Genomic DNA, 17,790 nt, shown 5'->3' with positions numbered 1-17,790 from the left:
CGTGCCCCGCCGGGGGAACTTGAATCCTTCGGGCGGCGCCCCAGCGGAGAGGAGCCCAGGTGAGTACGTCGACGTCGGCGGCAGGCGGCCGCGGCCAGGGGGCTCAGGACAGCGGCTACCAGCCGGATCCGCGCCGGTGGCGGGCCCTGTGGGTGACGCTCGTGGCCGGTTTCATGAGCCTGCTGGACGTGACGATCGTGGCGGTCGCCCTGCCCACCGTCCAGCGCGATCTGGGGGCCTCCCCCGCCCAGGTGCAGTGGGTGGTGTCCGGTTACGCCCTCACCTTCGCCCTCGCCCTGGTCACCGCCGGGCGGCTCGGTGACGCGTTGGACCGGCGCCGTATATTCCTGTTCGCGCTCAGCGCCTTCGTGCTGTTCAGCGCGGCCTGCGGGGCGGCCCCGAACATCACGCTGCTGGTGGTGGCCCGGCTCGCGCAGGGCCTCGCGGCCGGCTTCATGGCGCCCCAGAACTCCGCGCTGATCCAGCAGCTGTTCCGGGGCGCGGAACGCGGCCGGGCCTTCGGCTTCTTCGGCGCGACCGTCGGCATCTCCTCCGCCGTCGGACCCATCACCGGCGGCGCCATCCTGGCGCTGGCCTCCGGCGCCGACGGCTGGCGGTGGATCTTCTACGTCAATGTGCCCATCGGCATCCTCGCCGTACTGCTCGGCCGCCGGCTGCTGCCCCGCGTCCAGGGGACCGGGCGGGGCCATGTGGACGCCACCGGTGTCGCCCTGCTCGGCCTCGGCGTGCTCGCGCTGATGTATCCGCTGGTCCAGGCGGACTCCGGTGGGATCGAGCGGCTGTGGTGGCTGTTCCCGGTCGGTGTCGTCGTCCTCCTCGCCTTCGCCCAGTGGCAGCGGCGCCTGGTGGCCAGGGGGGATCAGCCGCTGCTGGATCCCCGGCTGTTCAGCACCGTGCGCGGCTACGCGGTCGGCGCGGGCGTCGGCACCCTGTACTTCATCGGCTTCAGCGGGGTGTGGCTGGTCTTCGCGCTCTTCTACCAGCACGGTCTGGGCTTCTCCCCGCTGCGCTCCGGGCTCGCCGTGACCCCCTTCGCCGTGGGCTCGGCGTTCGCGGCCGTGGTCGCCGGGCGGCTGGTCGAGCGGCTGGGCCGGCTGCTCACCGTGTGCGGTCTGGCGGGCGTGATCCTCGGCCTGGGCGGCACCGCGCTGCTGCTGCACTTCGTGGACCTCGGCACCGCGCCGTGGGTCGCCGCCCCGGTGCTGTTCCTCGGCGGCATCGGCGGTGGTTTCGTGGTCTCGCCCAACTTCACGATGACGCTGCGGGACGTACCGGTCCGGATGGCGGGCGCGGCGGGCGGCGCGCTCCAGACCGGGCAGCGGCTCGGCGCGGCGGTGGGCACGGCCGCGCTGCCCGGTCTCTACTACCTGGTGCTCGGACGGCACCACGACTACCGCACCGCCGTCGTCGTGGCGCTGGGCGCCGCGCTCATCGGCATGGTGGCGTCTCTGGCGCTCGCCACCTTCGACTGGCGGCGGGACCGGCGGGCGCGCTCCGGGGGCGGGAAGCGGCCGCAGGAGGCGGCCGACGACCCGGTGCGCTCCGGGCGGTCCTGACGGCTCACCCGCGGACCGGAAACGGCTCATTCGGCGGGCCGGCGACAGCTCACCCGGCGGCTCAGAAGAAGCCGCCGTCCACGGGGAGCGTACGGCCGGTCATGTACGCGGCGTCGTCGCTGGCCAGGTAGGCGTAGCCCGCGGCGATCTCCTCGGGCGTGGCGAGGCGGCCGAGCGCGCCGTGCACCGACAGCCACTGCCCGAGCGGCATCTCGCCGCGCAGGAGGGGGTGCTGGTACCCGGCCGCGTTCTCGGTGGCCATGTCGGTGTCGGTGCCGCCGGGGGCGATCGCGTTGATGGTGATGCCGCGCCGGCCCAGTTCGGCGGAGAGGTTGAGGACCATGGACTCCACGGCGGCCTTGGACGCGGCGTACAGGGTGTGCTCGAAGACCGCGCGGGACGCGCTGACCGAGGAGGTGAGCACGATCCTGCCGCCCTCCCCCATCCGGGCGGCCGCGTGCTGGGCGGCGAACAGCTGGCCGCGGGTGTTCACGGCGAAGACGCGGTCGAAGTCGGCCGGGGTGAGATCCGCCAGGGCGCCGAAGTGCTCGATGCCGGCGCAGGAGGCGAGGACGTCCAGCCGGCCGAATTCCGCGACCGCGCGCTCGACCAGGGCCTCGCTCTGAGCGGGATCGGCCACGTCCGCGCCGTGCGCCAGGGCCTTGCCGCCGTCCGCCTCGATCGCGGTGACCAGCGCGTCGGCCGCCTCCCTGTTGCTCCGGTAGCCGATGACGACGGCCGCCCCCTCCGCCGCCAGGCGCCTGGCGACCGCCGCCCCGATGCCCCTGCTGCCACCGGTCACCACCGCGGCCTTACCCACGAAACGTCCGGTGTCCCTTGCCGTCATGGAGGTCATCCTTTCCGTCCTTCACGAAGCCGTCGCCGCCAGTGTCCAACGCAGGTTGCGCACAGGCGAGTTGCGCATGGCTCGACAAGGCGTGCGAATCGGGCCATTCCCTGTCGCTGGCCCTGTCAGAGTTGCGGGCCCGGTGGGGTTATGTGATCAAATCTGCCGATGCGTACCCCCCACACCTCGACGCATCACACCGCTCACTCCGACGGACCCGGCCCCGACCGGGTTCCGTCCGCACGAAGTCCCTACGACGAACTGGCCGCGCTCGCGGAGGATCCCCGGGGCGGCCCCGAGGACGGCCCGCTGGACGACTTCCTCCGCGTGACGGATGCCCCCGACCAGCGGGACGACGACGCCGACGACGCCTGGGCACCACCCAACCACAGGCGCCGGGGCCGTCGCCGGAACCGCGCCACGGGGCTGCCCACCCTGCTCAGGCTGACCGTCTGGGCGCTCACCTTCGCCTGCCTCGTCGCCCTCGCCGACCGCTGGGCGCTGCTCTACGCCGAGCGGCAGGCCGCCGACCGGCTCAAGGACCGGCTGCATCTGACCGCCGCGCCCGAGGTGCGGATCGGCGGCTTCCCGTTCCTGACCCAACTGCTCGACCAGCGGCTGGACTCGGTGCGGGTCACCGTCCCGGACGTACCGGCCGACCGGGTCACCCTGACGCAGGTCACCGCCACCGCGCGTGACATACGCATCGACGGCGACGGGCCGACGGCCATAAGGGGAGCCCTCGTTCGGCAGATGCACGGCCAGGTCTTGCTGTCCTTCGCCGACATGAACCGTGAACTGGGCGCCTCCCAGGTGTCGTTCAGTGCCCAGGGGCCCGGCCGGATCAAGGCGCTCGGCTCGCTGCGGCTCGCCGGGCACGATGTGCGGGTGCGTGCCGACGCCCACATCCAGCGGGACGGGGACCGCGGGATCAGCACCTCGGTGGACGGGATGCGGCTGGACATCGGCGACCTCGCGACCTACCGGCCCGGCACCGGCCCCGCCGAGGGGCTGCACCTCACCCGGGCCGCCGCGCGCCGGGTCACCCGGGAGGCGGACAAGATCAAGGCGTTGCTGGGCGTCCCGGCGATCGTGCACCGCATGGGCGTACCGGACAGCGCGGTGAACGCCGCGCTGCACGACGAGGACAAGCTCCACCGGCTCACCGGCGCGCCGCGCTTCCTGCACCAGCTGACCCGGGTGAACCTCGTGGATCTGGCACTCGCCCACCCCGAGGTGCTCAAGCGGCTCGGCGTCGACCTCTCCCTGCTGACCTCGCTGACCAGGCTGACCCGCCCGCAGGTGGCCGACCGCTTCGACTTCGCCTTCCGGATCCCGAACCCGCCCTCCGGCGACCTGCGGCTCCAGCGGGTCGCGGTGGACAAGGACGGGATCCATGTCTACGTCAGCGGGGCGGGCCTGCTCCTGGGCAAGTGACCTGCCCCGGACGGGACCGGCCCGGGCTCAGACGGCCTCCTGCGACGGGAGCGGCACCGGGTAGGGCTCGCCGAAGTCGGCCGAGCGGCTCACCTTCTCCCAGGCGCTCGCCTCGGCGAGCTGCCGGCGGGAGTGGTCCAGCGCCATGGTCGCGGCGTTCACCCCGAGCAGGAGGTGGCCCGGGACCTCGCCGCGCCGCACCGTGCGGACGATGATCTCGGCGGCGCGGCGCGGGTCCCCGGCCGCGCCGGCCGTGTTCTGCCGCATCAGCCGGTTCATCGCGCCCACGGTCGCGTCGTACGCCTCGGGGACGTCGTGGACGGTCATCGAGGAGCCGGCCCAGTCGGTGGCGAAGCCGCTCGGCTCGACCACCATGACCCGCACCCCGAACGGCGCGGTCTCCGCGGCCAGCACCCGGCTGAAACCGTCCACGGCGAACTTGGCCGCCTGGTACGACGCGATGCCGGGCGAGCCGCCGACCCGGCCGCCGATCGAGGAGAACTGCACGACGGTGCCCGCACCCTGCGCGCGCAGGACGGGGAGCGCGGCCTTGGTGACGTGGTAGACGCCCCAGAAGTTGGTCTCGAACTGGGCGCGGAAGTCGTCGTCCTCGGTCGTCTCGATGGGCGACACGTTCGCGTACCCCGCGTTGTTCACCAGCACGTCGATGCGCCCGAAGCGGGCCACGGCCGCCTCGACGGCCGCGCGTGCCGCGTCCGGGCCGGTGACGTCCAGGGCGAGGGGCAGCACGCGGTCGCCGTACTCGGCGAGGTCCGCCGCGAGGGTGTCGGGGCGGCGGGCGGTGGCGACGACCAGGTCGCCGGCCGCAAGCACGGCGTCGACCAGGGCGCGGCCGAAGCCGCGCGACGAACCGGTGATGAACCAGACCTGGGGATCCTGTGTACTCATACCGTTAGTGAAACACCGTTCTCTTATTAGCGCAACGCCGTTGCGCTAAATCTTCCTATGATGTCCTGCATGAGTGAGCCTGCCTTTCAGCGTGCGCGCAGTGCCGAGGCCAAACAGGCACGGGAAGCGGCGATCCTGGACGCCGCCCGGACGCTCGGCCGGGTGCGCGGGGTGCGGGACGTCACCCTCACGGACATCGCCGCGGCCGTGGGCATGCACAAGTCGGCGCTGCTGCGCTATTTCGAGACGCGGGAGCAGATCTTCCTCGCGCTGACCGCGGAGGGCTGGCGGGAGTGGTCCGCCGCACTCCGTGCGGACCTGGGACGCCGGGAGCGGGCGACATCCGCCGAGGTCGCGGCCGTCCTCGCGGGGACGCTGGCGGCGCGGCCCATGTTCTGCGACCTGCTCGCGCAGGCGCCGCTGAACCTGGAGCGGAACGTGTCGATCGAGTCGGTGCGCTCCTTCAAGCTCGTCACCCTCAAGGAGGTCGAGCTGATCGGCGGCGAGCTGGGCCGGCTGCTCGGCCTGGACGAGCAGGAGAGCGTCGACACGATCGCCACCGCGACCAGCCTCGCCGGGGCCCTGTGGCAGATGGCCACACCGGGCCCGCGCCTGCGCGAGCTGTATCTGAGCGACCCCCGGCTCGGCCACGCGGTGGTGGAGGTGGAACCGCGGCTCGACCGGGTGCTCAGCGCGTATCTCACGGGGGTCGGGGCGGAGTCGGCGGCGGCGACCTGAGCGCGGGGGCCGGGGGATTTGCTCCGGTCTCGTTCAGCGCGGGGAGGGGCGGGCGGATTCCACGCGACCTGTGGCCGAGTCCGGGGCGCGTTCGGCTCCGCCCGCGCCCGAGGTCGTACCGCGACGCCTACGGCCGTACGCCCGGCCGCTCCTCCCCCGGCCCGGCCCCCGCCCTCTCCCCCGGACCTGTGTCCGCCCCCGCCTCCGGCCCCACGTCCGCCCCCGCTTCCGGCCTCGCCCCCGCCTCGCCGTCCGGCAGCACCGGAAGCAGCCGGTCCAGGGCCGTGAGGACATGCGCGCAGATCGCGTCCGGTTCGGCGGTCGCCAGTGGTTCCTGGCGTACGACGACCCGCATCAGGCCGATGCCGAGCAGCCAGGCCATGGCGAGCTGGGCGCGCAGGGTGCCGTCCTCCGCCTCGGAGAGCGCGGCGAGCGCACCGGCGTACTCCTCGCCGAGCGCGCGGACCGTCTCCGGGGCGGCGTCGGCGCTGCCGATGGAGCGGAGGTAGACGGCCAGCCGGTCCGCGTCGGCGCCGCCGCCCTCCGCGAGCACGCCGCGCAGCGCGGTCTCGAACAGCAGCTCGGGGGGCGTGGTGCTCACCTGCTCCTTGCCGTCCTGCGCCATCACCTCGGTGAGCAGGGCTTTCTTCGAGCCGAAGTAGCGGAATATGAGCGCCTGGTTCACCCCGGCGCGGGCGGCGATGTCCCGGACGGTGGCCGCCTCGTACCCCCGCTCGGCGAAGACCGCGCCGGCCGCCCGCAGAATGCGCGCGCGGGTCTCCCGGGCATCGCGCGGGCGCTGCGGCGGCTCCCTGTCCGGCGCGCCCCCGGCGCTCCGGTGCGTCTTCCGCGTGTACTCGCCGCCGTCCACCCGCTGCTCCTTCGCCGCCCCGCGCCCGACGCGCGTGCGCCGGGGACCCGCAGAGTAACGGCCGATTAGCGTCGTTGCGCGCCCGGTGCGCAGCTCCTAGCGTTGTAAGCGTGTGCTTACACAAGGGAGACAGCTGTGACGGCAACCGACCACGCACCCCTCGCCTACCCCTTCAACTCCGGCCAGGACCTGGATCTGTCCGAGGCGTACGAGCGCGCCCGTGACACCCCTGGGCTGCTGCGCGTGCGGATGCAGTACGGCGAGCCGGCCTGGCTCGCCACCCGGTACGCGGACGCCCGGCTGGTCCTCGGCGACCAGCGTTTCAGCCGTGCGCTGAGCCTCGAACACGACGAGCCGCGGGCCTCCGAGGGCCGCCGGGACAGCGGGATCCTCAGCATGGACCCGCCCGACCACACCCGGCTGCGCTCGCTGGTGGCGAAGGCGTTCACCGTGCGCCAGGTGGAGAAACTCCGGCCGCAGGTCCGGGAGTTGACGACCTCGCTGCTGGACGCGATGGAGGCGGCGGGCCCGCCCGTCGACCTGGTCGACCGCTACGCGCTGCCGATCCCGGTGGCGGTGATCTGCCGGCTGCTCGGGGTGCCGGAGCGGGACCGCCCCCAGTTCCGGGTGTGGAGCGACGCGGCGCTGTCCACCAGCTCGCTGACCGCCGAGGAGTTCGACCGCAACCGCGAGGAACTGCGCGCCTACATGGCCGAGTTGATCGCCGCGCATCGCGCCGAGCCCCAGGACGACCTGATGACGGCGCTGATCGAGGCGCGCGACCACGGCGACCGGCTGTCGGAGCTGGAACTGGTCGATCTGTGCGTCGGCATCCTCGTGGCCGGTCACGAGACCACCGCCACCCAGATCCCCAACTTCGTGCTCACCCTGCTCGATCACCCGCGGGCGCTGGCCCAGCTGCGCGCGGAGCCCGCGCTGATCACACAGGCCATCGAGGAGCTGCTGCGGTTCGTGCCGCTGGGCAGCGGGGCCGGGCAGGCCCGGTACGCCAAGGAGGACATCGAGGTCGGTGGCACCCTGGTGCGGGCCGGGGAGCCGGTGCTGGTCGCCATCGGGGCGGCCAACCGGGACGCGCTGCGCTTCACCGAGGCCGGGGCGCTCGACATCACCCGCGGCGGCAACGCGCATCTCGGCTTCGGCCACGGCGTGCACCACTGCCTGGGCGCGCCCCTCGCCCGGCTCGAACTCCAGGAGGCCATCGGGGCGTTGGTGGCCCGCTTCCCCGGGCTGCGCGTCGCGGGCGACATCACCTGGAAGACCGAGATGCTGGTGCGCGGGCCCCGCGTGATGCCGGTGAGCTGGTGAGGCGGCGATGAGCTGGCGACTGAGTGTGGACCGGGGCCAGTGCATGGGCTCCGGCATGTGCGCCGGGACCGCGCCGGACCTGTTCGTCGTCGACGGCGACCACGCGCGTCCGGTGCGCGAGCAGATCCCGGAGGGCGTCGAACCCGCCCTGGACGCGGCGGACATCTGCCCGATGCAGGCCATCACCGTCCGGGACGCCGACGGGACGGAGATCGGGCCCCGGGAGTGACGCCGGACCGGCTGTTACAAGACGGGGACAAACCATCAGTGAACGCCCGCGCCCGTGGTGACGTCGTTCCAAGTGACCGCGCCAATCGGCATGTTCCTCTCCTTTGGCGTGAACAGTCGAACTCACCACAGAAAAGGACAGATTCATGATGGTCACGAAGCGGCGTTCCCTGCGCGTTGCCGTCGTCGGCGTCCTGGGCGCGACCTCCCTCGCCCTCGCGGGCACGGCGATGGCCGCCACCCCGGCCGTCCGCACCGCGGCTCCCGCCGCCGCCCGCACGGCCGCGACCGCCGAGCCCGCCATCACGGCCACGCCGTCGGTGACCTCGGTGCGCGCCTGGACGCTGTTCCGGATCACCGGCAAGACCACCGGCATCAAGGCGGGCAGCAAGGTGACCCTCCAGCAGAAGCAGCACGGCAAGTGGGTCGCCCTGCCGGCGTCCACGCCCGTCAACAGCGGTGGCTCCTACGCGCTGCGCGTCGAGCTGGGCCAGAAGGGCAAGAACGATCTGCGCATGGTCAGCGGCGGCACGGCGTCCCCGGTCTTCGAGGTCACCGTCGGCTGAGCGACCGCTTTTCACCCGTGCCGGGACGGCCTCGCCGTCCCGGCACTCGCATGTCCGGAAGTTCTTACGAAGATTTTCATAGGGTTCCTATATAGGCGGGTGATACTTAAAGAGTGTGGATCACTCTCACAGAGATGCGGACGTGCAGCAGACCGCACAGTCACTGGCGGAGACGGCATCGGCCGTGATCAGGGTCGTGACGGATCACCGGGACCTCAGTTTCACCGCCGCCTCCACCCTGGCGCGACTGGAACGCGAGGGCCCGGTCCGGCTCACGCTCCTCGCGGCGGCGGAGGGCGTGGCCCAGCCGTCCATGACCCAGTTGGTGCAGCGGCTGGAGCGCCAGGGCCTGGTCATGCGCGTCGATGACGCGGTGGACGGCCGGGTGACGCTGATCGCGGTCACGGACGCCGGGCGGGAGGTGCTCGCCGCCCGCCGGCGGTCACGCGACGCACGCCTGGCCGATCTGATGGCCGGCCTTCCGGACGACGACCGGCGCGCGCTCGCCGACGCCATGCGCGTCGTCGCCCCGCTCGTGCAGCGCATGCTCAGCGACACCGCCAGGAGCGCCCAGCCTCCTCAGCCCGCCCAGCCCGCCCTTCAGCCCGAACGGCCTGACACCGGGAGCGACCGATGACGACCAAGGAGACCGACCGCATACCCGGCGCCTCCACGACCGGGCGGCACCGCGGACGCGGATGGATCGGCGCGGACCATCCCGGCTACAAATGGGTGGCGCTGACCAACACCACCGTGGGCATGCTGATCGCCACGATCAACAGCTCGATCGTGCTGATCTCGCTGCCCGGCATCTTCACCGGCATCCGCCTGGATCCGCTGGAGCCCGCCAACGTCAGCTATCTGCTGTGGATGCTGATGGGCTACATGCTCGTCACCGCGGTGCTGGTGGTGGCGCTCGGCAGGCTCGGCGACATGATGGGCCGGGTCCGCATCTACAACGCGGGCTTCCTGATCTTCACGATCACCTCGGTGGTCCTCTCGCTCGACCCCTTCCACGGCGGCAGCGGCGCGCTGTGGCTGATCGGCTGGCGCATCGTGCAGGCCGTCGGCGGTTCGATGCTGATGGCCAACTCGGCGGCGATCCTCACCGACGCCTTCCCGGCGCGCCAGCGCGGCATGGCGCTCGGCGTCAACATGGTGGCCGGTATCGCCGGTTCGTTCCTCGGCCTGGTGCTCGGCGGTGTGCTGGTCACCTGGAACTGGCGCTCGATCTTCTGGGTCAACGTGCCCATCGGACTGATCGGCACGGTGTGGGCGTACAAGTCGCTGCACGAGACCGGCATCCGCAGGCCGGGGCGGATGGACTGGTGGGGCAACATCACCTTCGCCATCGGCCTGACCGCGCTGCTCGCCGGGATCACCTACGGCATCCAGCCGTACGGCGGCCACACCATGGGCTGGACCAACCCCTGGGTGCTGGCCGGCCTGATCGGCGGGGCCGTGATGCTCGTGGTCTTCTGCGTCGTGGAGGCCAAGGTCTCCGAACCGATGTTCCCGCTGCGGCTGTTCCGAGACGCGGCCTTCGCCGGCGGCAACGCCGCGACCCTGCTCGGCGCGATCGCCCGGGGCGGGCTCCAGTTCATGCTGATCATCTGGCTCCAGGGCATCTGGCTGCCGCTGCACGGGTACGACTACGCCGACACACCCCTGTGGGCGGGCATCTACATGCTCCCGCTGACCATCGGGTTCCTGCTCGCCGGGCCGTTGTCGGGCGCGTTGTCGGACAAGTTCGGGGCGCGGCTGTTCGCGGCGTGCGGCTTCCTGGTGATGGCGGTGTCGTTCGCCGGACTGCTGGTCCTGCCGAGCGACTTCTCGTACTGGGTGTTCGCCGCGCTGATCTTCCTCAACGGGCTCGGCGGCGGTCTGTTCGCCGCCCCCAACACGGCGATCATCATGTCCAGCGTGCCGGCCGACGCCCGCGGCGCGGCCTCCGGCATGCGCGCCACCTTCCAGAACGCGGGCATGGTGCTGTCCATGGGCGTGTTCTTCTCGCTCATGGTCGCGGGTCTCGCCGGGACCCTCCCCGACACCCTCACCACCGGACTGACGGCCCAGGGCGTGCCCGCGGGCGCCGCGCACACGGTGTCCCAACTCCCGCCGGTCGGGGTCCTGTTCGCCGCGTTCCTCGGCTACAATCCGATCCAGCACCTGCTCGGCCCGGACATCCTGAGCCATCTGTCCCCGTCGGCCGCGGCGCATCTCACCGGCCGCGAGTTCTTCCCCCACCTGATCTCCCAGCCGTTCCACGACGGCCTGGTCGTGGTCTTCTCCCTCGCCATCGCGATGTCGCTGGCGGCGGCGGGCGCTTCACTGATCCGCGGCCGCCGGCCGGAGACGGTGACGGCGGGCTCACCGTCCCCGGCACCGGCCGGGACGGCACCGGCCGGGACGGCACCGGAGCCGTCCGCCGCCACCACCGAGGCCACGACCACGCCGCCGACGGGTGTGCTGCGCGGCCGGGTCCACGACAGCACCGGCCGGCCCGTCGCCCGCGCGACCCTCACCCTGGTCGACCGCTCCGGACGGCAGCGGGCGCTGGCCAGCACCGCCGAGGACGGCACGTACGAACTGACGCCGAGGGAACCGTCGTCGTACACCCTGGTCGTCTCGGCCACCGGGCACCATCCGAAGGCCGTGCAACTGGACGCCGAGGCCGGTCCCGTCGTACCGGACGTGACGCTGGCGGGCCTCGGCCAGGTCCACGGCACGGTGCGCCACGAGCAGACCGGCGCGCCGGTCCCGGACGCGCAGATCACCCTGCTCAGCGCCTCGGGCGAGGTGGTCGCCACGGCCGCGACGGACCCGGACGGCACCTACACCCTCCAGAACCTGGCCCCGGGCGCCTACACCGTCGTCACCTCCGGCTACGGCCCCGTCCTCGCGGACGTGACCCTGGGCGAGGGCAACTCCTGCGAGGTGGACCTCGATGTGGGCGACCACGACACCGACTGACGTCCGGTGACCGAAGGGGGCGCGGTTCGCGGAACCGTGCCCCCTTCGCATGCGCACGCGCGACATGTCGGCCTCGCCGGGGACGAGTTGGGCCAGCGATTTCCAGCCACCCGGGCACACAGCCAAGCGGTGGAGACCATGTCGCTCGTACGGGTGTAGCGGGGTGTGCCGTCCGTGGCGCGGGAGGGGTTGCCTCGTTCGGCATCTGTGTGATGTTCGACATGTGACCTGATGGAACGGGGAGAAGCGGGCAGCAGTCTCCTTCATTACCCACGCCAACCACCCTCTGCGGCAGGTGATTCGATGACCACGGCGACGACCCGGGCGCTCCGGACGACGCCGCTCGCCCCGACCGGCACGACGAACGCCCGGGTCCCACCCGTCGCCACTCCCTCCCTGCCGTCCCTGACGGGGCTGCGGTGGATGGCGGCACTGCTGGTGTTCGGAACGCACGTCAACAACTTCGGCTACTTCGGTGGCACCGGCGGCCACCTGGTCAACTGGGGGTTCGGTGCCGGTGCCACCGGGGTGTCGTTCTTCTTCGTCCTGTCGGGCTTCGTCCTGACCTGGTCGGCCCGGCCCGGTGACAGACCCCTCGCCTTCTGGCGGCGGCGCATCGCCCGGATCTACCCGGTGCACCTCGTCACCCTCGCCGTGGCCCTGCTGATGGCCCTCACCCTGGCGCACCAGGGCAACCCCACGCCGAAGCCCGCGCTCGCCAACGTGCTGCTGCTGCACTCCTGGTGGCACCCCTGGTGGCAGACGCTCAACCCGGTCAGCTGGTCGCTCGCCTGCGAGGCGTTCTTCTACGCCTCCTTCCCGCTGCTGATCCTGCTGCTGCGCCACCTCGGCGCACGCGCGTCGGCCGCGCTCGGCGCCCTGTCGGCGGCCTCGGTGCTGGTGCTGGCCTGGTCGGACGCGCACCACTGGTGGACGTACACGCTCTACTCGTTCCCCGCCGCGCGGCTGCCCGAGTTCGTGCTCGGCGCGGTCACCGCCCGGCTGGTGCTGCTCGGCCGGTGGCGCGGGCCGGGCCTGGAGGCGTCCCTCGCGCTGGCGATCATCGGCTACTTCCTCGTGCCCCAGGTCACCCCCGGCTATTCCGCCACGGTGTGCACGCTCACCGGGTTCGCCCTGCTCATCCCGGCGGCCGCCGTCGCCGACCTGAACGGGCTGCCGTCCCTGTGGCGGCACCGGCGCCTGGTGCGGCTCGGGGAACTGTCGTTCGCCTTCTACATGATCCATCTGCTCGTACTGCGCGCCAGCAGCAACATCCTGGGCACCAAGCCCCACTTCGGCGCCCTCGCGGGGCTCGCGGTCACCGCCGCCGCGTTCGCCGTCTCGCTCGGGCTGTCCTGGGTGCTGTACGAGGGGGTCGAGTGCCCGGCCCGACGGCTGCTGCTGCGCCGCCGGCGGTCCTCGGCGAAGCCACAGCCCGATCCCGTGCCGGCCCGCCGCGAGGCCCCCGCGGGCGCGCGGGACTGAGGGGGCAGGGCCGGACACGAGCCCGCTGCCGTGCCTGGACCCCGGCTGCGGGCTCGGTTGCGACGCGCTGCCGGAACACCTCCCGCCGCCCGGTCACGGGAGTGACGGATGTGCACCCGCGAGGGTGACATTCGCAACAGTCGGGAGACTCCGGCGCGATCCGGGGTAGACGGCCACCCGGCAGCCGCGCCGCACCGGCGCGGGGGCCACCGCCGGGACGGCTGTCACCGGGTCGGCTGTTGGTGTGAACTCGCCGTGAAATACGAGGAGTTGGCACGTCAGCGGCCTTCTCGGGTTGGCCCGGCCGGGCGGCCGGGGCTAGGGTGCCGGAACGGTGAGGATCAGCCGCCGGCCGGCGGCTCCCGGGCGGGCGAGAGGAGAGTGTGACAGTGCCGGAGGACCAGGACGCGGCAGCGTCGGCGCCGCGATCGGTGGGTTCCTTCCTGGAGCGGCGCCGGGAGCAGATCGCCCAGCGCTGGGCCGACGCGCCCCTGTTCAGGTCGGTGTTCACGGTCTCCCGGGACGAGGCCGTCGAGGCCAGCAAGGCGGTCGTGGACGCGCTGTCCGACGTGGCCGTCAGCGGACGCCTGGAGGACACCGCCGCCCCCGGGTACGCACCGGTGCGCGAGCAGCTGGCCCGGATGACACAGAACCGGGCCCGCACCGGTGCGACACCGTCCGGGATCGCCGACGAGGTGGCCGCGCTGCGCGCCCCCGCCGTCGATCTGCTGCGCGAGGAGTTCGCCGACCCGGCCGCCCCGCAGGCCCAGGAGAGCGCGCTGGCGCTGACCCTGCTGCTGGGCACCCTGCGCCTGGTCGTGATGGAGACCGCCCTGGACGCGGGCGCGGAGCTGATCGAGCGGCAGCGCCAGCAGCTGCTCGAAGTGGCCACCCCCGTCATCAAGCTGTGGGAGCACACCGTCGCCGTCCCGCTGATCGGGACCCTGGACAGCGCCCGCAGCCAGGTCGTGATGGAGTCGCTGCTGGAGGCCATCGTCGAGCAGCGCGCCCGGTACGCCATCCTGGACATCACCGGTGTGCCCACGGTGGACTCGCTGGTGGCGCAGCACCTGATGAAGACGGTGGCCGCGGCGCGGCTGATGGGGGCCGAGTGCATCGTCTCCGGTATCCGGCCGGCCATCGCGCAGACGATCGTGCAGCTCGGCATCGACCTGGGCTCGGTGCTCACCCGGGCCTCGCTCGCCGACGCGCTGGCCTACGCGCTCAGCCGGCAGGGCATCGAGGTCTCCCGCGCGCAGACGGGTGCGAACGCCCGGTGACCGAACCCGCCCCCGTCCATCCGGCCCCGGTGCCGGTACTCGCCCTGGGCGGCATACTGCTCGTCTCGCTCCAGGGCGAACTGCACGACGGCCTCGCCGAGCAGTTGCAGCAGGACCTCAGCCACCGCATCGCCGCCACCGGCGTGACCGGGGTGGTCATCGACATCTCCGGAGTGGACATCGTCGACTCCTTCCTCGGCCGGGTGCTCGCGGAGATCGCCTCCACCGCCCGGCTGCTCGCCGCCCGCACCGTCCTCGCCGGGATGCGGCCCGCCGTCGCGATCACCCTGGTCGAACTGGGGCTGGCGCTGCCCGGTCTGACCACCGCGCCGGACGTCGACCGGGCCATGGAAGTGCTGTCCCAGAGGGGGAGATGATGCAGCCGTCCGGCCAGGCGTCCGCGACCACCGTGCCCATCGGTTCGGACGCGGATCTGGCCTGGGTGCGGCAGCAGGTGCGGCAGTGCGCGGCGGCCCTCGGATTCGGGCTGGTCCAGCAGACGAAGCTGGTCACGGCGGCGAGCGAGCTGGCCCGCAACACCCTGGTGCACGGCGGTGGCGGCCACGCGGAGATCACCCCGCTGGACAACGGCCGGGCCCGCGGCCTGCGGATGAGCTTCGTCGACAGCGGCCCCGGCATCCGCGATCTGGAGCTGGCCATGACCGACGGCTACACCTCCGGCGGCGGCCTCGGCCTCGGGCTCAGCGGTGCCAAGCGGCTGGTGCAGGAGTTCAGCGTGGACACCGAGCCGGGCCGCGGCACGACCGTCACCGCCACCGCCTGGGTCGCCCAGGTGCCCTCCTCGCGATCGGGGCTGGGATGAGCCGCGTGTGGGAGGTCCCGGTGCACGACTCCACCCGCGTCCGGGACGCCGCCACGGCGGTCCGCGAGGCGTGCGGGCAGGCGGGGCTGAATCCGGAGCGTACGGCGGCCGGGGAGCTGGTGGCCACCGAGCTGGCCACCAATCTGCTCCGGCACGCGGGCGGCGGCACCCTGGTGGTCAACCTGGTGACAGCGCCGTCCGGTACGGGGACGTCGGTACGGCTGTTCGCGCTGGACCATGGTCCGGGCATCGCCGATGTCACCGCGGCCCTGCGCGACGGCTGCACCACCGCCGAGCCCTCCCTCGGCGCGGGCCTCGGCAGCTGTCTGCGCAAGGCCGACGCCTTCCAGCTGTACGGCGCCCCGGGCCGGGGCACGGTGGCGACGGCACGGATCGACCCGGAGCGCGCGCGGGTCCACCGGGCGCTCGAAGGTCCCTCGGCCGGCGGCGTCGTCGTATCGCTCGACCGGGCCGAGGCCTGCGGTGACGCCTGGGAGTGCGTGCGCCACGAGGGGCTGGTGACCCTGCTGCTCGCGGACGGGCTCGGGCACGGGCCCAAGGCCGGGCACGCGTCCGGCGCGGCGGTCACCGAGCTGCGGCGGGCCGTGCAGTCGCCGCCCCAGGAGATCCTGCGGCGGCTGCACACCGCCCTGCGCCCCACCCGGGGAGCCGCGATCGGCGTGGCCCAGGTGGACACGGTGAAGGGGGAACTCGCCTTCGCCGGGGTCGGCAACATAGGGGCCCGGCTGCGCACCTCCCACGGGTGGACGTCGCTGGTGTCGCACCCGGGGATCGTCGGGGCGTACTTCCCCGCGCATGTCCCCTTGCGCCGGGCGCCCTGGCACCGCGACAGTCTGCTCGTGCTGCACAGTGACGGGCTGCCCAGCCGCTGGACCCCGCCCGAGGACCCCCGGCTGCTCGCCCACGATCCGTCGGTGCTGGCCGCGACCGTCCTGCGGGACGCCGGCAGCCCCGCCCGCCCCCTCCGCGACGACACCAGCGTCGCCGTACTGGCCCCGGACCCGCGCCCATGACCACGACCTGCGACACCTGGACCCTGAACGGCCCCGTCGACGCGGCCCGTGCCCGTGCCCTGCTGGCGCGGCTCACGGCGGACGCGGGGGTGCCGGCGCGGGACCGCGCCCGTTTCCTCGCCGCGCTGACCGCCCTGCTGCGGCCCTGCCGGGAGGGGCGGCGGCAGCGGCTGACCGTGACCGCCGGGCAGGACCTGCACATCGCGCTGGACGGCACCGAGCCCTGGCGGCACACGCTGGCCTGTTCCGCTCCCCTGCCCCGGCCGCTGCCCCGGCCGGACGACCTGGCCGAGGCGGACCTCGCCGAGGCGCTGCTCGGCGCGGGCGAGGACACCGCCGTCGTCCTGGCCGGTCTGGACGAGGCGGAGGAGCTGGTCCGGTTCCACCGCGAGGAGCTGCACCAGACCAACCAGGGCGTGCTCGCGCTGCACGCGGAGCTGGAGGCGGCCGCGCTGGCGCAGCGGGAGCTGCTGGACGCCGAGCGGGCGGCGCGCGCGGAGGCGGAGAACGCCCGGCGGCTGCTGACCTTCCTCGCCGACGCCAGCGCGTCCCTCAACGCCTCCCTCGACCACGAGGACATCCTGCGCCGGCTGCCCAAGCTCCTCGTGCCGGAGTACGCCCGGCACGTGGACGTATGGCTGGTGGACGACGAGCGGACCCCGCCGGCCGAACGGGCCGCGGCCGCGGTGACGGCGGCCCGCACCGGGCGCCCCCAGCACGCGGGGCCGCGGCCCGGCGGGCTGCCCGGGGTGGACGATCTGCCGGCCTCGGCGCTCTCCCCCGACCGGCCGCTGCTGTGCCTGCCGCTCGGCGCGCGCACCGCGCAGGGTGTGCTGACCCTCTCGGCGCCCGGCGAGCGGTTCGCGCCGGACACCGCCGTGATGCTGCTGGAGCTGGCCCGGCGGGCGGGCATCGCGCTGGACAACGCCCGCCAGTACGAGCAGCACCGGGACGTCGCCGAGGCTCTCCAGCGCGCCCAGCTCACCGAGTTGCCGGACACAACGGGGCTCGCCCTCGCGGCCCGCTATCTGCCCGCCACGCACGGCCTGAACATCGGCGGCGACTGGTACGACGCGTTCCCGGGGCCCGACGGCAGTGTGCTGGCGGTGATCGGGGACGTCACCGGGCACGGGCTGCGGGCCGCGGTGATCATGGGCCAGTTGCGTACCGCGCTGCGCGCCTACGCGGTCGAGGGCAACGGGCCCGCCCGCATCCTCACCCTGCTGCACCGGATGCTGCGCCATCAGCAGCCGGAGCTGTACGCGACCTGTGCCATCGCCCGGTTCACACCGGGTGAGCCCGGAGTGGTGTGGGCGGCGGCCGGGCATCCGCCCGCGCTGGTGCGCGGGCCCGGGGGCGAGGTGCGGGTGCTGGACGCCAAGCCGGGGATCATGCTCGGGGTCCCGGTGCCCTACGAGTACGAGGAGCACCACGAGGAGTTGCCGGCCGGTGCCACGCTCGCGCTCTACACGGACGGTCTGGTGGAGCGCCGCTCCGCCGGGATCGACGCGGGCATAGAGCGGCTGGCGACCGCGCTGGGCACGCTCGGCGCGGCGGAGCTGGAGCGGTTGGACGGGGCGGCCGACGCGCTGCTCGAACCGATGCTGCGGGACTCCGAACACGACGACGACATCTGTCTGTTGCTCTGCCGCACCGCCGTCTGACGCGCCCGTGCGCCGGTACCCGGGACGGGGAA

17 protein-coding genes are annotated in these 17,790 nt (G+C 73.2%); 14 read left to right on the top strand and 3 right to left on the bottom strand.

Features of this window, described 5'->3' with window-relative positions:
* Window positions 1–59 precede the first annotated feature (59 nt).
* Complete coding sequence (locus tag QHG49_RS32685; RefSeq protein WP_301492388.1) at window positions 60–1,577, top strand: MFS transporter; 1,518 nt, start codon at window positions 60–62, stop codon at window positions 1,575–1,577.
* Window positions 1,578–1,638: 61 nt separating this feature from the next.
* On the opposite strand, the gene QHG49_RS32680 is transcribed toward QHG49_RS32685, so the two are convergent.
* Window positions 1,639–2,424, bottom strand: a complete 786-nt coding sequence (locus QHG49_RS32680; protein WP_301492386.1) for an SDR family NAD(P)-dependent oxidoreductase — start codon at window positions 2,422–2,424, stop codon at window positions 1,639–1,641.
* A gap of 168 nt (window positions 2,425–2,592) precedes the next feature.
* On the opposite strand from QHG49_RS32680, the gene QHG49_RS32675 reads away from it, so the two are divergent.
* Complete coding sequence (locus QHG49_RS32675; protein WP_301492385.1) at window positions 2,593–3,861, top strand: DUF2993 domain-containing protein; 1,269 nt, start codon at window positions 2,593–2,595, stop codon at window positions 3,859–3,861.
* 27 nt (window positions 3,862–3,888) lie between these two features.
* Here the strand turns inward: QHG49_RS32675 and QHG49_RS32670 are convergent, their stop codons facing one another.
* On the bottom strand, window positions 3,889–4,770 hold the full coding sequence (locus QHG49_RS32670; protein WP_145484715.1) for an SDR family NAD(P)-dependent oxidoreductase: 882 nt from the start codon (window positions 4,768–4,770) through the stop codon (window positions 3,889–3,891).
* A 69-nt stretch (window positions 4,771–4,839) separates the two neighbouring features.
* On the opposite strand from QHG49_RS32670, the gene QHG49_RS32665 reads away from it, so the two are divergent.
* The gene (locus QHG49_RS32665; RefSeq protein WP_159707417.1) at window positions 4,840–5,508 is read left to right on the top strand and encodes a TetR family transcriptional regulator; all 669 of its coding nucleotides are present in this window, start codon (window positions 4,840–4,842) and stop codon (window positions 5,506–5,508) included.
* A 127-nt stretch (window positions 5,509–5,635) separates the two neighbouring features.
* On the opposite strand, the gene QHG49_RS32660 is transcribed toward QHG49_RS32665, so the two are convergent.
* A complete protein-coding gene (locus tag QHG49_RS32660) occupies window positions 5,636–6,379 on the bottom strand; it encodes a TetR/AcrR family transcriptional regulator (protein ID WP_370530542.1) in 744 nt (247 codons plus the stop codon).
* Window positions 6,380–6,514: 135 nt separating this feature from the next.
* Between QHG49_RS32660 and QHG49_RS32655 the strand changes: the two genes are divergently transcribed.
* The 11 genes from QHG49_RS32655 to QHG49_RS32600 all read left to right on the top strand — a co-directional run bounded on the left by QHG49_RS32655 (window position 6,515) and on the right by QHG49_RS32600 (window position 17,758).
* The gene (locus tag QHG49_RS32655) at window positions 6,515–7,705 is read left to right on the top strand and encodes a cytochrome P450 (protein WP_145484712.1); all 1,191 of its coding nucleotides are present in this window, start codon (window positions 6,515–6,517) and stop codon (window positions 7,703–7,705) included.
* Window positions 7,706–7,712: 7 nt separating this feature from the next.
* Window positions 7,713–7,934: a ferredoxin gene (locus QHG49_RS32650; protein ID WP_145484710.1), complete on the top strand. Its 222-nt coding sequence runs from the start codon at window positions 7,713–7,715 to the stop codon at window positions 7,932–7,934.
* A gap of 145 nt (window positions 7,935–8,079) precedes the next feature.
* Entirely contained in the window at window positions 8,080–8,499 is a 420-nt protein-coding gene (locus tag QHG49_RS32645) for a hypothetical protein (protein WP_159707415.1), read from the top strand.
* A 163-nt stretch (window positions 8,500–8,662) separates the two neighbouring features.
* Complete coding sequence (locus QHG49_RS32640; RefSeq protein WP_370530594.1) at window positions 8,663–9,136, top strand: MarR family winged helix-turn-helix transcriptional regulator; 474 nt, start codon at window positions 8,663–8,665, stop codon at window positions 9,134–9,136.
* A complete protein-coding gene (locus tag QHG49_RS32635; RefSeq protein ID WP_370530541.1) occupies window positions 9,133–11,472 on the top strand; it encodes an MFS transporter in 2,340 nt (779 codons plus the stop codon). Before QHG49_RS32640 ends, QHG49_RS32635 begins: the two co-directional genes overlap by 4 nt.
* 303 nt (window positions 11,473–11,775) lie before the next feature.
* Window positions 11,776–12,957, top strand: coding sequence for an acyltransferase (locus tag QHG49_RS32625; protein WP_145484706.1), 1,182 nt, complete (start codon window positions 11,776–11,778; stop codon window positions 12,955–12,957).
* Window positions 12,958–13,340: 383 nt separating this feature from the next.
* The gene (locus QHG49_RS32620) at window positions 13,341–14,237 is read left to right on the top strand and encodes an STAS domain-containing protein (RefSeq protein ID WP_370530540.1); all 897 of its coding nucleotides are present in this window, start codon (window positions 13,341–13,343) and stop codon (window positions 14,235–14,237) included.
* A complete protein-coding gene (locus QHG49_RS32615) occupies window positions 14,234–14,614 on the top strand; it encodes an STAS domain-containing protein (RefSeq protein ID WP_301492380.1) in 381 nt (126 codons plus the stop codon). Before QHG49_RS32620 ends, QHG49_RS32615 begins: the two co-directional genes overlap by 4 nt.
* The gene (locus tag QHG49_RS32610; protein WP_159708855.1) at window positions 14,614–15,060 is read left to right on the top strand and encodes an anti-sigma regulatory factor; all 447 of its coding nucleotides are present in this window, start codon (window positions 14,614–14,616) and stop codon (window positions 15,058–15,060) included. The genes QHG49_RS32615 and QHG49_RS32610 overlap by 1 nt, the downstream gene beginning before the upstream one ends.
* Window positions 15,057–16,094, top strand: a complete 1,038-nt coding sequence (locus QHG49_RS32605; protein ID WP_301492379.1) for a SpoIIE family protein phosphatase — start codon at window positions 15,057–15,059, stop codon at window positions 16,092–16,094. Before QHG49_RS32610 ends, QHG49_RS32605 begins: the two co-directional genes overlap by 4 nt.
* Window positions 16,091–17,758, top strand: a complete 1,668-nt coding sequence (locus QHG49_RS32600) for a PP2C family protein-serine/threonine phosphatase (protein ID WP_159707409.1) — start codon at window positions 16,091–16,093, stop codon at window positions 17,756–17,758. The genes QHG49_RS32605 and QHG49_RS32600 overlap by 4 nt, the downstream gene beginning before the upstream one ends.
* The last annotated feature ends 32 nt before the right edge of the window (window positions 17,759–17,790 follow it).

This window comes from Streptomyces sp. WP-1 (assembly GCF_030450125.1).
Lineage (GTDB): Bacteria > Actinomycetota > Actinomycetes > Streptomycetales > Streptomycetaceae > Streptomyces > Streptomyces incarnatus.
This window is presented reverse-complemented; position numbering and strand designations above follow the sequence as displayed.